This is a genomic window from Streptomyces sp. NBC_00443 (assembly GCF_036014175.1).
Taxonomy (GTDB): Bacteria; Actinomycetota; Actinomycetes; order Streptomycetales; family Streptomycetaceae; genus Streptomyces.
Map to the genome: position 1 here is coordinate 711,339 of NZ_CP107917.1, position 14,574 is coordinate 725,912.

At 72.4% G+C, this 14,574-nt stretch carries 11 protein-coding genes and 2 pseudogenes; 7 read left to right on the forward strand and 6 right to left on the reverse strand.

Annotation, left to right across the window (positions count from 1 at the left end):
• The first annotated feature begins 13 nt into the window (after positions 1 to 13).
• Genes OHO27_RS03225 through OHO27_RS43070 form a run of 3 tightly spaced genes read left to right on the forward strand, consistent with a single transcriptional unit; the run spans position 14 to position 1,747 of the window.
• Positions 14 to 1,114 (forward strand): XdhC family protein, encoded by a 1,101-nt coding sequence (locus OHO27_RS03225; protein ID WP_328420063.1) that lies wholly within the window; start codon positions 14 to 16, stop codon positions 1,112 to 1,114.
• A 19-nt stretch (positions 1,115 to 1,133) separates the two neighbouring features.
• Positions 1,134 to 1,562, forward strand: coding sequence for an SRPBCC family protein (locus OHO27_RS03230; RefSeq protein ID WP_443059509.1), 429 nt, complete (start codon positions 1,134 to 1,136; stop codon positions 1,560 to 1,562).
• Entirely contained in the window at positions 1,511 to 1,747 is a 237-nt protein-coding gene (locus OHO27_RS43070; protein ID WP_443059510.1) for a hypothetical protein, read from the forward strand. The genes OHO27_RS03230 and OHO27_RS43070 overlap by 52 nt, the downstream gene beginning before the upstream one ends.
• A gap of 237 nt (positions 1,748 to 1,984) precedes the next feature.
• On the opposite strand, the gene OHO27_RS03235 is transcribed toward OHO27_RS43070, so the two are convergent.
• Positions 1,985 to 2,485 (reverse strand): metallophosphoesterase family protein, encoded by a 501-nt coding sequence (locus OHO27_RS03235; protein ID WP_328420065.1) that lies wholly within the window; start codon positions 2,483 to 2,485, stop codon positions 1,985 to 1,987.
• 158 nt (positions 2,486 to 2,643) lie between these two features.
• On the opposite strand from OHO27_RS03235, the gene OHO27_RS03240 reads away from it, so the two are divergent.
• Positions 2,644 to 4,578: a glycosyltransferase family 2 protein gene (locus tag OHO27_RS03240; protein ID WP_328420067.1), complete on the forward strand. Its 1,935-nt coding sequence runs from the start codon at positions 2,644 to 2,646 to the stop codon at positions 4,576 to 4,578.
• A 4-nt stretch (positions 4,579 to 4,582) separates the two neighbouring features.
• Positions 4,583 to 5,197, forward strand: coding sequence for a dTDP-4-dehydrorhamnose 3,5-epimerase (rfbC, locus tag OHO27_RS03245; protein ID WP_328420069.1), 615 nt, complete (start codon positions 4,583 to 4,585; stop codon positions 5,195 to 5,197).
• A 72-nt stretch (positions 5,198 to 5,269) separates the two neighbouring features.
• Here the strand turns inward: rfbC and OHO27_RS03250 are convergent, their stop codons facing one another.
• The 5 genes and pseudogenes from OHO27_RS03250 to OHO27_RS03270 all read right to left on the reverse strand — a co-directional run bounded on the left by OHO27_RS03250 (position 5,270) and on the right by OHO27_RS03270 (position 11,529).
• Positions 5,270 to 6,073, reverse strand: coding sequence for a class I SAM-dependent methyltransferase (locus tag OHO27_RS03250; RefSeq protein WP_328420071.1), 804 nt, complete (start codon positions 6,071 to 6,073; stop codon positions 5,270 to 5,272).
• Positions 6,060 to 6,940, reverse strand: a pseudogene (rfbD, locus tag OHO27_RS03255) (dTDP-4-dehydrorhamnose reductase). Before rfbD ends, OHO27_RS03250 begins: the two are co-directional and overlap by 14 nt.
• Entirely contained in the window at positions 6,937 to 7,926 is a 990-nt protein-coding gene (gene rfbB / locus OHO27_RS03260) for a dTDP-glucose 4,6-dehydratase (RefSeq protein ID WP_328420073.1), read from the reverse strand. The pseudogene rfbD and the gene rfbB overlap by 4 nt, the downstream one beginning before the upstream one ends.
• Positions 7,923 to 8,990, reverse strand: a complete 1,068-nt coding sequence (locus tag OHO27_RS03265; protein ID WP_328420075.1) for a glucose-1-phosphate thymidylyltransferase — start codon at positions 8,988 to 8,990, stop codon at positions 7,923 to 7,925. The genes rfbB and OHO27_RS03265 overlap by 4 nt, the downstream gene beginning before the upstream one ends.
• A gap of 94 nt (positions 8,991 to 9,084) precedes the next feature.
• On the reverse strand, positions 9,085 to 11,529 hold the full coding sequence (locus OHO27_RS03270) for a SpoIIE family protein phosphatase (protein WP_443059511.1): 2,445 nt from the start codon (positions 11,527 to 11,529) through the stop codon (positions 9,085 to 9,087).
• Between the two features lie 198 nt (positions 11,530 to 11,727).
• Here OHO27_RS03270 and lanKC point away from each other — a divergent pair.
• Positions 11,728 to 14,399 (forward strand): annotated as a pseudogene (gene lanKC, locus OHO27_RS03275) (class III lanthionine synthetase LanKC).
• Positions 14,400 to 14,444: 45 nt separating this feature from the next.
• A complete protein-coding gene (locus tag OHO27_RS03280) occupies positions 14,445 to 14,555 on the forward strand; it encodes a SapB/AmfS family lanthipeptide (protein WP_048578973.1) in 111 nt (36 codons plus the stop codon).
• Positions 14,556 to 14,574: the final 19 nt, after the last annotated feature.

Below are 14,574 nucleotides of genomic sequence, written 5' to 3' on the forward strand. Positions count from 1 at the left end.
AGAGGAGTGGACGATGCGTGAGATTCTCCCGGTGATCAGCCCCTGGTTCGCGGCCCGGGTGCCGTTCGGACTCGCCACCGTGGTCGCCACCAGCCGCAGCGCCCCGCGCGACCCCGGGGCGGCGATGGCGGTGGGCCCCGACGACGAGGTCGTGGGCAGCGTGTCCGGCGGCTGTGTCGAGGGGGCCGTCTTCGAACTCGCGCAGGAGGTGGTGGCGAGCGGCGAGGCGCGGCTGGAGACCTTCGGCTACAGCGACGAGGACGCCTTCGAGGTCGGGCTCACCTGCGGCGGCGAGATCACCCTGCTGGTACGGCCCGTGACGGCCGCCTCGGATCCGTCCTTCGGCGAGGTCGCCGAGACGGTCGCGGCGGGGCGTCCGGTGACCGTGGCGACGGTGACCGACGGGCCCGCGCCGCGCGGGGCGACGCTCGCCGTGTGGCCGGACCGCGTCGCGGGCACGCTCGGTACGCCCGGCCTGGACGTGGCCGTCACCGCCGACGCGCGCGGTGAACTCGCCCTCGGCGCCACGGGCCTCAGGCACTACGGCCCGCACGGCGAGCGCCGCGAGGACGCGGTCTCCGTCTTCCTGCACTCCTTCGCACCGCCGCCGCGGATGCTGGTGTTCGGCGCGATCGACTACGCGGCCTCGGTCGCCCGCATCGGCGACTTCCTCGGCTACCGGGTCACGGTGTGCGACGCCCGCCCGGTCTTCGCCACACCGAAGCGCTTCCCGGCCGGCGTCGAGGTGATCGTGGACTGGCCGCACCGCTATCTGAGCGGCACCGACACCGACGAACGCACGGTGATCTGCGTGCTCACCCACGACCCGAAGTTCGACGTGCCGCTGCTTCAGGAGGCGCTGCGCCGCCCGGCGGCGTACATCGGGGCGATGGGCAGCCGCCGTACCCACGAGGACCGGATGAAGCGGCTGACCGAAGCCGGGCTCGGCGAGGCCGAGTTGGCCCGGCTGCGCTCCCCCGTCGGGCTGGATCTCGGGGCCCGTACGCCCGAGGAGGTCGCCGTGTCCGTCGCCGCCGAGATCGTCGCCCTGCGGTGGGGCGGAACGGGAGCCCCGCTGACGGCCACGGCGGGCGCGATCCACCCATCGTCGTAGCACCCGGTTGGAGGAAGTCATGGAGCTGCACCACGAGTTCACCGTCCCCGTCCCGGTCGACGAGGCCTGGCGCACGCTCCTCGACATCGAGCGCATCGCGCCCTGCATGCCCGGGGCGAGCGTCGAGGAGTACGACGGCAAGACCGTGACCGGTGCGGTGAAGGTCAAGGTGGGTCCGATCACCGTGGCCTACAAGGGCACCGCGGTCTTCGAGGAGCAGGACGGGACGGCGCACCGCATGGTGCTGATCGCGAGCGGCCGCGAGACGCGCGGGCAGGGCACCGCACGGGCCACGATGACCGGCACGCTCAGCGAGCGCGACGACGGGACGGCCGTGTCGGTGGACACCGATCTCACCGTGACCGGGCGGCCGGCGCAGTTCGGGCGCGGGGTGAGGTGGGCGACCGGCTGGTCGGGCAGTTCGCCACGTGTCTGTCGGAGCGGCTGACCGAGCCGGCGCAGGGTGCGCCGGCTGCCGAGGAGGAGCCGGACCAGTCGCTCGATCTGCTCCGCACGGCCGGGGTGCCGGTGGCGAAACGGGCGGGGGCGGCCCTGGCGGGAGCCGTGGCGGCGGCCGGGGTGGTGCTGGTGCTGGTGCGCCTGTTGCGGGGGCGGCGGGCGCGTCGCAGGTGATCTCAGGCGTCGATCCACTCCCGAGCGACCCGACATCAGGGGTGTAAGGCGGACGCGAAGGGGTAGGGGGCGACGCAAGGAGGCCTACGGGCCCCCGAACAACGCCTCGGAGCGGGAAGGAGGTCCATGACAGCGCATCGCAGCGCCCGGGCCGCTTTCCTGCACACAGAGCGGCCCGGATCTTTTTGAGCTCAGCTCCTTTTGAGCTCGGCCCTTTCTGAGCAGCCCTTTCCCAGCTCAGCGCGGCGGCAGCTTGTGCAGCTCCACCTCCCCCAGCCCGCCCTCGGTCACGGTCGCCGTCATGTAGGTGCAGTGGGGCTGGCGGCGGCGGTCGGTCGGTGAGCCCGGGTTGAGCAGACGCAGACCGGTGGACGCGGTGGTGTCCCAGGGAATGTGACTGTGGCCGAAGACCAGGACGTCGAGGTCGGGGAACCTGGCCGCGCAGCGCGCCTCACGGCCCTGGGCGGGCCCGGTCTCGTGGACCACGCCGAAGCGCAGGCCGCCGAGCTCGGCGTATGCCACCTCGGGCAGCCGGGCTCGCAGGTCCGGTCCGTCGTTGTTGCCGTGGACGCCGATGAGTCGGGCGCTGCGGCTCTCCAGCAGGTCGAGCGTGGCCGAATCGACCCAGTCCCCAGCGTGGAACACGACGTCGGCGCGCGGGAGTTCGGCTAGCAGCGGAGCGGGCAGTGCCTTGGCGCGTTTGGGCAGGTGAGTGTCGGACATCAGCAGCAGGCGCACACCCTCAGGGTACCGGCGGCGACGATCTTCGGCCCGGTTCCCGGCGCCTGGTCGGCACGGTTGAGCGGTGGACAAACCCGGTGTCAGGGTTAGCATTTGGCCACGAGCGCCGTAATTCGACGCAAACGCCCAGCGACCCCTAGGGGGCTCGGAGACCGATGCCGGTCAAGGTCAGCGTGGTCGTCCCCGTGTACAACCCGGGGGTTTATGTCGAGGACTGCATCGGGTCGCTGCTGCGGCAGTCGCTGCCTCCGGACGAGTACGAAGTGATCTTCGTCGACGACGGTTCCACCGACGGCACGCCGGCCCGGCTCGACGCGCTGGCCGCCGCGGAGTCCCGGGTGAGCGTCGTTCACCAGGAGAACTCCGGCTGGTCCGGCAAGCCCCGCAACGTCGGCGTCGCCGCCGCCCGGGGCGAGTACGTGATGTTCGTGGACAACGACGACTACGTCGGCGACGAGGCCCTGGAGCGGATGTACGACTACGGCGTCGCCAACGGCGCCGATGTCGTGGTCGGCAAGATGGCCGGCAAAGGCCGCGGGGTGCCGGTGGAGCTGTTCCGCCGCAACCACCCGCGCGCCACCGTCGACAACGCGCCGCTGATCGACAGCCTCACCCCGCACAAGATGTTCCGCCGCGCCTTCCTCGACGACATCGGCCTGCGTTTCCCCGAGGGCAGGCGGCGGCTGGAGGACCACGTCTTCGTCACCGAGGCCTTTCTGCGTGCGAGCAACATCTCGGTGCTCAGCGACTACGTCTGCTACTACCACGTCCGCCGGGACGACGCCTCGAACGCCGGCTTCCAGCGCTTCGATCCGGGCGGCTACTTCAAGAACCTCCGCGAGGCCCTGGACGTCGTCGAGCGGTACACCGAGCCGGGGCCGTTGCGCGACCGGCTGTTCCGGCGCTGGCTGCGGGTGGAGATGGTCGAGCGGATGCGCGCCCGGCGGCTGCTCGCCCTCCCGGCGGACTATCGCCGGGACCTGTTCGAGGAGATCCACCAGGTCGTCGTGGAGCGCTTCGGTCCCGGTGTCGCGGCCGGGCTGCAGCCGACGCAGCAGGTCGTCGCCGCGCTGATCGCCGCGGACCGGTACGACGACGTCGAGGCGTTCGCCGAGTGGGAGGCCGGCATCGCCCTTACGGCCGTCCCCGAGCACGTGGCGTGGGAGGACGGCGCGCTGCGGGTCGCCTTCACCGCCGAGTTCGCGTCCGCCGGTGAGCCGATGACCTTCGCCGCCGGGACGGCCCGTACTCCTCTCGACGGCCCGCCCGAGGACCTCGCCGCGGCCGTCGCCTGGGTGGGCGCCGACAGCGTCGCCCGGTTCGACCGGGCCACCGCGGACCTGCTGGTGCGCGAGCGCGTCAGTGCCGCCCAGTACTTCCAGCCGGTGGAGTTCACCCGGGAGGAGGTGCCGGTCGGCGACAACGGCCTGGTCCGGCTGGTCCTGCGGGCGACCGCCACCGTGGACCCCGCCGGCCTCACCCGGGCCGGCCTGTGGGACGCCCTGGTCCGCGTCAAGCTGGGCGGCTGGACCAAGGAGTGCCGTCTGGGCCCTGCCCTGCGGGGGAACCGCCCTGCTCCGTACGCCGCTGTGACCGGCGGTCACGTCGTCCTGCCGTACTGGACGTCACCGCACGCCCATCTCGCCCTCGACGTCGACCGTGCGACCCACCGCGTCGGCCTGGGCGCCCTCACCCCTGCCGAGATCACACTCTCGGGCGCCCGCCTGCACGCACGGCTCCCCCTGCACGTCCCCGGCGACGGCACCGAGGCGACGCTCCGGCTCACCGTGTCCGGCACCGCCCACGACGTCCCCGCCACGCTGTCCCCGCAAGGGTCCGGGGCGCTGCTGGAGGCCGTGCTGCCGCTCGGCGAGCTGAGAGGGGCGACCTGGCGGGCAGCGCTCGGCGTGCCGGGGCCGCGCTTCCTGCCGCTGCCCTTCGCCCTGCGCTCCGGGGTCGGCGGAGTGGGCGTGGTGCAGGCGCCGCGACCCAGTGCACTACGGCATTTCGCCCGCAGGGCACGCCGCAGGATCGGTACGGCCCTGGGTCGGGCGACGACCCGGCTGCGCGCCCTGGCCAGGAGGAGGTGAGGACATGCGCTCGCTCGGCATCGAAGGCGCCTGGGCGCTGGAACCCAAGGTCTTCCCGGACGACCGGGGCAGTTTCCACGAGTGGTACCGCGGCGCGGAGTTCCGCGAGGCGACCGGCCACGACCTGTCGCTGGCCCAGGCCAACTGCTCGGTCTCCCGCCGGGGCGTACTGCGGGGCGTGCACTTCTCGGACGTGCCGCCCGGTCAGGCGAAGTACGTCACCTGTGTGCGCGGCGCCGCCCTCGACGTGGTCGTCGACATCCGCCTCGGCTCCCCCACCTTCGGCCGCTGGGAGGTCCTGCGCCTCGACGACGACAGCCGGCACGCCCTGTTCCTCGCGGAAGGCCTCGGGCACGCCTTCATGGCACTCACCGACGACGCCACGGTGGTCTACCTGTGCTCGACCGGCTACGCCCCCGAGCGCGAACACGGGGTGAACCCGCTGGACCCGGACCTGGCCATCGCCTGGCCCGAGGACATCCCACCGGTGCTGTCCCCCAAGGACGCACAGGCACCGTCCCTGGCACAGGCGCGAGAGGCGGGCCTGCTCCCGTCGTACGAGGACTGCACCGCCCACTACGACCGGCTACGCGCTGGAGGCGGTTCGGCAACGCCCTGAGGGGCGCGGGGAACTGCGCGGCCAGCCACGACGAGCCCGCAGACATGCGACTACAGAACCCGGCACTACCGCTCAACCGCCGGAGGCAACCCCCGCAATCGCAAGCCGCAACGGCACCCACGCCCGCCCACGCCGCACACCGAGCCTGCGGGCCCGCGCCAGCGACCGCCAGAAACCCGCCCCGAGCAGCTCCTCCGGAGCCACCGCCGACGCCCGGTCCAGGATGGCCTCGGGCACCTTCTGCGGATCGGGCACCTCGTACTCGGCGACGATTTCGTCGTACCGGTCCCGCAGCACCGTGTTCCGGGGATCGGCCCCGAAGACGACGAGCTGCCCGGTGGGCTGGGTGTCGACCAGAACGGTCACCAGGTCGGGCCGGTACCGCCCGAGGATCTCGGCGATCTTGTACACGTCGCCGGTCCACGCCCCGGTGTGCCGGTCGCGTGCCGCCTCGTCGACGTTGCGCGGCAGCATGTCGTCGAAGACGATCACGCTGGTCCAGTCGGAGTGCCGCTCGATGTTCATGAAGTCCCGCAGCGCGTACTCGAACAGGTGCATGCCGTCGATGAACGACAGGTCGAGGACGGTACGCCGCCAGTACCCGAACGGCTTGCGGCCGCGGCGCAGGTTCCGCACCGGATGACGGCCGCCCCTGAGGTGGACGAGCGGGTTGTCGCGGGCGAAGAAGTCGTCGCTGGTGGCCTTGACCAGGTGGACGTCGCAGCGGATTTCCGTGACGACCTTGAAGGCGGGGTCGACGGCGATGGTGGGCACGCGGGAGAGCCGGAGGCTGCGGCCGTCGTTGACGCCGATCTCCAGGTAGTTGCGGTTGCCGCTGACCTTGTGCAGCTCCCGCAGGAACTCATGGCGTTTCACGAAGGGTCTCCTTGCGGATCCGGGGCAGTGCTTCGTGCAGGGCGGTGCGCCAGTCGCGCGCTCGTGCGAGGCCGAGCCGCTGCCGACGGCCGTGCGCGAGGACGCTGTACGCGGGGCGGGGCGCGGGCCGGGGAAGGCCTCGCTGGTGACGGGACGCACCCGGCCGGGGTCGGCACCGAGCAGCCGGAACACCTCGCGGGCCAGGTCGTACCAGGTGGCCTCGCCGGAGTTGGTGGCGTGCAGGACGCCGGTCATGTCACGGCCGACGCGCGGGCCGAGGTCGGCGATCGTCGCGGCGACGTCGGCGCTCCAGGTGGGCTGGCCGCGCTGGTCGTCCACGACGTCCACGGTGTCCCGGCGGGCTTCGAGCTCCATCATCGTCCGGACGAAACTGCGGCCGTGGACGCCGTAGAGCCACGCGGCGCGCACGACTGCGCCGGCGTCCGGGAGTTCGTCCAGTACGGCCCGCTCACCTGCCAGTTTGGTGCGGCCGTAGGCGGTGCGGGGGGCGGGTGCCGCGTCCTCGGCGTAGGGGGTGCGGGCGTCTCCGGCGAAGACGTAGTCGGTGGAGACCTGAATCAGGCCGGCCCCGTACGCGGCGCAGGCCCGGGCGAGGAGGCGCGGGCCGTGGCCGTTGACGTGCAGGGCGCGTTCCTCGTCCTGCTCCGCGTCGTCGACGGCCGTGTACGCGGCGCAGTTGACGACCACGTCGGGGCGGTGTGCCGCGAGGGCACGGTCGACGGCGTCGGGGAGGGTGATGTCGAGGGCGGGGTGGTCGAGGCCGGTCACCTGCTCGTCGCGGGTGCGCAGTTCCTCGACCAGGTCGCGGCCGAGCATGCCGCCCACTCCGGTGACCAGCCACCTCATCCGTGCTCCCCGCCGACGCGGCGCTTGAGGGGTTCCCACCAGGCGCGGTGGTCGCGGTACCAGGCGACGGTGCCGGCGAGGCCCGACGCGAAGTCGTGGCGGGGGCGGTAGCCGAGTTCGGTGCGGGCCTTGGTCCAGTCGACGGAGTAGCGCAGGTCGTGGCCCTTGCGGTCCTCGACGTGTTCCACCTGGTCCCAGCCGGCGCCGCAGGCCCTGAGCAGCAGGGCGGTCAGGTCCCTGTTGCTCAACTCGGTGCCGCCGCCGATGTTGTAGACCTCGCCGGAGCGGCCCTTGGTGCGGACGAGCTCGACGCCGGCGCAGTGGTCGTCTACGTGCAGCCAGTCGCGGACGTTGAGTCCCTCGCCGTACAGGGGGACCCGCTCGCCGTCGAGGAGGTTGGTGATGAACAGGGGGACGACCTTCTCGGGGAACTGGTGCGGGCCGTAGTTGTTCGAGCAGCGGGTGACGCGGACGTCCAGGCCGTGGGTGCGGTGGTAGGCGAGCGCGAGCAGGTCGGCGGAGGCCTTGGAGGCGGAGTACGGCGAGCTGGGCCGCAGGATGTCCGTCTCGGTGGCGGAGCCCGTCTCCAGCGAGCCGTAGACCTCGTCCGTCGAGACGTGCACGAAGGAGGCGACGCCGTAGCGCAGGGCCGCGTCCAGCAGGGTCTGGGTGCCGACCACGTTGGTGAGGACGAAGTCGCCGGCGCCGGCGATCGAGCGGTCCACGTGGGACTCGGCGGCGAAGTGCACGACCTGGTCGGCCTCGGCCATCAGCTTGTCGACCAGTTCGGCGTCCCGGATGTCGCCTTGCACGAACTCCAGCCGGGGGTGGCCGAGTTCGAGGTTGTCCAGGGTGCCGGCGTACGTCAGCTTGTCCAGCACCGTGATCCGCGGCGCCCCGGGCGCGTCCGGTGCGTCGCGGGCGAGCAGCGTGCGGACGTAGGTCGAGCCGATGAAGCCGGCGGCGCCGGTGACGAGAAGGTTCATGTGTGGATCTGCACCTTGCTGTGGTCTCCGAGGACGAGTCGGTGGGCGCTGGGGACGCTGGGCGCGGGGGTGACCTCGACGTGCCGGCCGATGAGCGAGGACTCGATGCGGCCCACTCCCTCGATCGAGGAGTTCCGCAGCACGATGGAGAACTCCAACTCACTGTCGCTGATACGGCAGTTCTGCGCGATGGAGGTGAAGGGACCGACGTAGGAGTCCTCGACGACGGTGCCGGCGCCGACGACGGCGGGGCCGACGATGCGCGAGTTGACGATGCGCGCCCCCTCCTCGACGACCACGCGTCCGACGGTCTCCGAGGCGTCGTCGACCTCGCCGTCGATGCGGCGCGCGAGGCCCTCCAGGACGGTCCGGTTCACCTCCAGCATGTCGGCGACGTTCCCGGTGTCCTTCCAGTAGCCCTTGATGACGGTGCAGCGCACGTCGGCGCGGGCGTCGATCAGGTGCTGGATGGCGTGGGTGATCTCCAACTCGCCGCGCCAGGACGGTGTGATGGCGCGGACCGCGTCGTGGATCACCGGGGTGAAGAGATAGACGCCGACCAGGGCGAGGTCGCTCTTGGGGTGCTCCGGTTTCTCCTCCAGGCCGACGACCTGGCCCGCGTCGTCGAGTTCGGCGACGCCGAAGGAACGCGGGTCCTGGACGCGGGTGAGCAGGATCTGGGCGTCGGGACGGTTGCTGCGGAACTCGTCGACGAGGCCGGCGATTCCGCCGACGATGAAGTTGTCGCCGAGGTACATCACGAAGTCGTCGTCGCCGAGGTAGTCACGGGCGATGAGCACGGCGTGGGCCAGTCCCAGGGGCCGTTCCTGGGGAATGTAGGTGATCTCCAGACCGAACTTGGAACCGTCTCCGACGGCGTCCTGGATCTCCGGGGCGGTGTCACCGACGATCACACCGACCTCGGTGATCCCGGCGGCGGCGATGGATTCCAGCCCGTAGAAGAGCACGGCCTTGTTCGCGACCGGCACGAGCTGTTTGGCCGAAGTGTGCGTGATCGGCCTCAGGCGCGTACCGGCGCCACCGGACAGCACGAGAGCCTTCATCGGTTCACCTTAGCCCCGATTCGGCCAATTTGACGGTGTCGGGATTGGCTCGCCGGCAACTTCGACGCCACCGACCGTTCACCGGAGCGCGGTCTCAGCCGCCCAGGACGATCTCGCTCCACACCTGTTTTCCGCCACTGACCGGCACGGTTCCCCACGTCGCCGCCATGGCCTCGACCAGGAGGATGCCGCGCCCGCCGGTGGCCTCCCAGCTGATGCTGGCCGGCTTGACCGGTGTGCGCGGCGAGGAGTCGGCGACGGCCACACGCAACCGTTGGTTGACGAGGGTGAGGTCGAGGCGGACCCGGCCGTCCGTGTGCACGAGGGCATTGGTGACGAGTTCGGAGACGATGAGCAGGACGCCGTCCATGTCCTGCGGCGGCACACCCCAGGCGCGCAGGGTGCGCCGGGTGAAGCGGCGGGCGTGCCCGACGGCCTGCGGGACACGCCAGACGGTCCAGCTCTCGCGCAGGGGCCGTACGGCCATGCCGTCGTAGCGCATGAGGAGCAGGGCGATGTCGTCGCTGCGGCGGGCGCCCACGAGCAGGGCGTCGGCGACGAGGCCGAGGTGCGCGGGGTCGGAGCGGGCGAGATCCCGGGCGAGCCGGGCCATGCCGGTGTCGATGTCGGAGTCGGCGGACTCGACGAGGCCGTCGGTGGTCAGGGCGATCACCGTGCCGGGCCGAAGCCCGAGCGGGCTCATCGGGAAGCCTGCCTGCCGCAGCACGCCGAGCGGCGGGCCGCCCTCCGCCTCGGCGATCTCCGTGCTGCCGTCCGGGTGGCGCAGGACCGGCGGGGGTGACCGGCGCGCACGCACCAGGCGGAGCCCTCCTCCAGGTCGACGTCGACGTAGCAGCAGGTGGCGAAGAGGTCGGTCTCCATGTCCATGAGGAGGCGGTTGGCGTGGTCGACGACGACGTCCGGGGTGTCCTTCGGCGGCGTAGGCGCGCAGCGCGGTGCGCATCTGGCCCATGAGGGTGGCGGCGGCCGCGCTGTGGCCCTGGACGTCGCCGATGACGAGGGCGACGTGGTTGTCGGGCAGCGGGATCACGTCGTACCAGTCGCCGCCGACCTCCAGTCCGGCGGTGGTGGGCAGATACCGGGCGACGGCCTCCGCGCCGGGCAGCCGGGGCAGCCGGCGCGGGAGCCGCTGGCGCTGGAGCATGCCGACGAGTTCGTGCTCGGCGTCGAAGGCGTGGGCGCGCAGCAGGGCCTGGCCCGCGAGGCCGGCGGAGGCGGTGAGCAGGGCGCGCTCGTCGGGTCCGAAGTCGTGCGGGGCGTCCCAGCCGATCAGGCAGGCGCCGACCGTCCGGCCCCCGGCGGGCAGCGGCAGGACGGCCAGGCCGCCGGGGCCGACGTCGGCGAGGGCCGGTTCCAGCTGGCTGCCTGCGGGCCAGATCTGGGCACGGCCCTCGCGCAGGGCGGCGGCGAGGGTGGGCATGGCTCGCACCGGCGCGTCCGGCCATTCGGTACGCCACTCCACGCGCCACAGCTCGGGCCAGGACTCGGGGTCGGGCGGGTCGAGGACGGTGACGACGAGGCGGTCGTTCTCCAGCTCGGCGAGGGCGATGCGGTCGGCGCGCAGCGGCTTGCGCAGGGCCGTGACCACGGCCTGGCTGACGTCGCGGACGGTGCCTGCGATGGCGAGCGCGGCGGCGAGGCGCTGGACGCGGGCCACGTCGGTGACCTCGGCGCGCAGGGTGGAGGCGTCGGCCACCGTGCCGACGATGCGGGCCGGGAGCCCCTCGCCGCCGGGCAGCAGGCGACCGCGCAGCCTGAGCCACCTCGGCGGGCCGGTGGGCTGAAGGACCCGGAACTCAAGGTCGCGGTCGCCGAGGGCGGTGTGGTCGGCCTCGACGACGGACATCAGCGACGGCAGGTCCTCCGGGACGGTCAGGCCCAGCAGGGTCTCGACCTTGCCGTCGAACTCGTCCGGTCCGAGACCGAACAGGGCCAGGATGTCGTCGCCGACCTCGACGCGGCCGGTGTCCATGGCGAGGCTGAAGGCGTCGGCCGGCAGCTCGCCCCCGTCCGTTGCCGCCGGCAGGGCGGGGAAGGCGACGGCGTCGGCGACCAGCTCCAGGCACTCCCGGTCGTCGGAGTCGAAGCCGCCGGGGCGCTCGCTCACGGCCAGCAGACAGCCGCCGCCCTCGTCGCCGTGGGTCGGTAGGGCCGCCAGGAAGAAGTCCCGGCCGGGTGCCCGTCGGGACTCCGTTCGCGCGGCCAGTTCCGCCGGGCCGAGCCACCGTGCGTCTCCGGTGCGCAGGGCGCCGGCCACCGCGGACCGGCCGGAGCGGGGGTAGCTGTCGCGCAGCCCGTAGAAGGTCCTCGGCACACCGGCGGACTCGACCAGGCACAGCAGGTCCTCGTCCTCGCCCGGCGCGTACACGGCGGCGAGTGTCGCTCCGCCGAAGACGAGGGCCTGTTCGAGCACGCGGCGCAGTCGGTCCGGTGAGTCCGGATCGGCGGCGACCGTCTTGAGGGCAACTTCGGCACGCAGCCTTCTCGTTCCGCGTTCCGCGGCGCCCTCACCGACCACGTCCGTTATTACAGCGCTTATCAGACACCTGCGCAGCCCCTGTGGCGCGTTCCGTGGGCCAGGCGGCGTTCCGGTGCTCGAAAGGCCCCGAACATGTCTTTACGCATGCGTTCCGCACGGCGATCTCGTGACAGTCGTGACTGTCCGTAGCCGTTGCATCGCTGGAAGTCTCGGTGCCGGACCAGCTGAGGGGGACGCATGGACAAGCGCTACGAGGTGTACGCGCTCGCCGACCGGCACTTCTACGAGACGCCGGACCGGCTGTCCGCGGGCACGCAGGGCGCCGCGCGTCTGTACGAGGCGGCGCGGGACGAGGTCCCCGACGGCTGGACGGCGGCACGGATCGGCGACTGGCTGACGCTGACGCCGCTCGGCCCGGACGGCGCCCCACTGCCGGGCCCGGCGCAGGGCTGGAAGATCCATGCCTCGGCCACCCTGGCGAACGCGGAGAAGATCGCGCGGATCGTGTGGGACTACTGCGTGCCGCGTGGCATCCCGTTCAAGTTCGTGCCCGGCCCGCAGCTGCTGCATCTGCGCAACGCCAAGTACGCGGGCCGCGACTCCAGCGGCAAGTTCGTCACCGTCTACCCGGCCGACGAGCAGCAGCTCCACACGGTGCTGCGCGAGTTGGGCCGGCTGCTGGAGGGGTTCGAGGGACCGTACATCCTCACCGATCTGCGGTGGGACGACGGTCCGCTGTATGTCCGCTACGGCGCCTTCGCGCGTCTCTTCGTGGTCGACGACCGCGGTTCGCTGGTGCCGGCGGTGCGGGACGGGGAAGGCCAGTTGGTGCCGGACCGCCGGGCACCGTCCTTCCAGGTTCCGGAGTGGGTCACGCTGCCCGCCTTCCTCGCGCCGCAGCTGGCGGCCCGCAACACCACGACCGTCGGCGAGTTGCCGTACCGCATCGAGAAGGCGCTGCACTTCTCCAACGGCGGTGGGGTGTACTCGGGCACCGATACGCGGGACGGTCGCAAGGTGGTCCTCAAGGAGGGTCGGCCACACGCAGGCCTCGCCGCGGACGGCGCGGACGCCGTGACCCGGCTGGAGCGGGAGCGGCAGGCGCTCGAGCAGCTGGCGGGAACCGGTGTGGTGCCCGAGGTGCGCGACTGGTTCCTGCTCGGCGATCACCGCTTCCTGGTCATGGACTTCGTGGAGGGGCGCCCCTCAACTCCTTCTTCGCCGAACGACACCCGCTGATCGGCCCGGACCCCGATCCGGGCGCCGTGGCCGGCTACACGGCCTGGGCCCTGCGCATCCACCGCGCCGTGGAGCGTGCGGTGGAGACGGTGCACGCGCGCGGGATCGTCTTCAACGACCTGCACGTCTTCAACATCATGGTCGCCCCCGACGACGAGTCGGTGTCCCTGCTCGACTTCGAGGCGGCGGCCCCGGTCGGCGAGAACGGCCGCCAGGTCGTCGCCCACCCCGGCTTCCTGGCCCCGGCCGACCGCAGGGGCGTGGACGTCGACCGCTATGCGCTGGCCTGCCTGAGGCTGGCGATGTTCCTGCCGATCACCTCGTTGTTCGTGGTGGACCGCGACAAGGCGGCACACCTGGCGGACGTGATCGCAGGTCAGTTCCCGGACGTGCCGCGGGAGTTCCTGGACGAGGCGGTCGCGGAGATCTGCCGGGACGTGGCCGGTCCCGACCGTGCCGCTCACACGGCCCGCGCCCGCTCCGCGTCCTTCGTGGAACCCGGCGACTGGCCCTACAGCCGCGATTCCATGATCAAGGCGCTGCTCGCCTCGGCCACCCCGGAGCGCGATGACCGGCTCTTCCCCGGCGATGTCGGCCAGTTCTCCGACGGCGGCGGGCTGGGCCTCGCCCATGGTGCGGCCGGTGTGCTGTACGCCCTGGCCGCGACCGGCGCCGAGCGCTACGACGAGGGTGAACGCTGGCTGCTGGACCGCACCGACCCGCCGCCGGTCGGCACTCCGCTGGGCCTGTACGACGGTCTCGCGGGCGTGGCCCACGTCCTCTACATGCTCGGCCACCCGCAGCGCGCCCTGGACCTGATCGACACCGTCCTGCGTGAGAGGTGGCAGCGCCTGTCCTCCGACCTGCGCGGCGGCCTGGCCGGGCTGGGGCTGGTCCTCGGCGGGCTCGCCGACACCACCGGCGAGCCGGAGCTGCGCGAGCGGGCGGCGGAGGCCGCGGACATCCTCGTAGGGCGGCTGGGCGCACCGCCCCCGTCCGGGGCGCGGCCGCGCGCCGGACTGCTGCGGGGCGCGAGCGGACCCGCGCTGTTCCTGCTGCGCCAGTACGAACGGACCGGCGACCGGCGGCTGCTGGACGCGGCCGGCGATGCGCTGCGTCAGGACCTGGCGTGCTGCGTGGAGCAGAAGGGCGGCTCGCTGGAGGTCGACGAGGGCTGGCGGACCATGCCGTATCTGGGCGACGGGAGCGTCGGGGTGGGGATGGTCGTCGACGACTACCTCGCGCACGCCGCCGACCACGGGGCAGGACGGTCCGAGCGGGACTCCGGCGTCGGCACGGACGCGTTCGAGCGGGCCCGCGCCGGCATCCTCACCGCCGCCACCTCACGTTTCTACGCTCAGCCCGGCCTCTTCCAGGGACGTGCCGGGATGATCCTGCACCTCAGCCGCACGACGGCACCGGGCGCGGACGCGGACCGGCTGGCCGGGCAGATCGCCGGGCTCGGCTGGTACGCGATGTCCTACCAGGGCCAACTGGCCTTCCCCGGACACCAGATGATGCGGCTCTCCATGGACCTGGGCACCGGAACGGCCGGCTGCCTGCTCGCGCTCGGAGCCGCCCTCGGCGCGGACGCGGCGAGCGCCACCCCGGCCCACCTGCCCTTCCTCCCGCCGCCGAAGCGGCCCCCGGAACGCGGCTCCGCCACCTGACGGAGTCGTGACACAACCCCGTCCCCACCGATGAGAGGACCCGACATGGCACTGCTCGACCTGCAGACGATGGAGACCGAGGAGTACACCGGCGGCGGCAGCGTGGCCAGCCTCCTCCTGTGCGCCAGCCAGGCCAGCATCACGCTCTGTCTCTGACGGACATCGCGCAACCGCG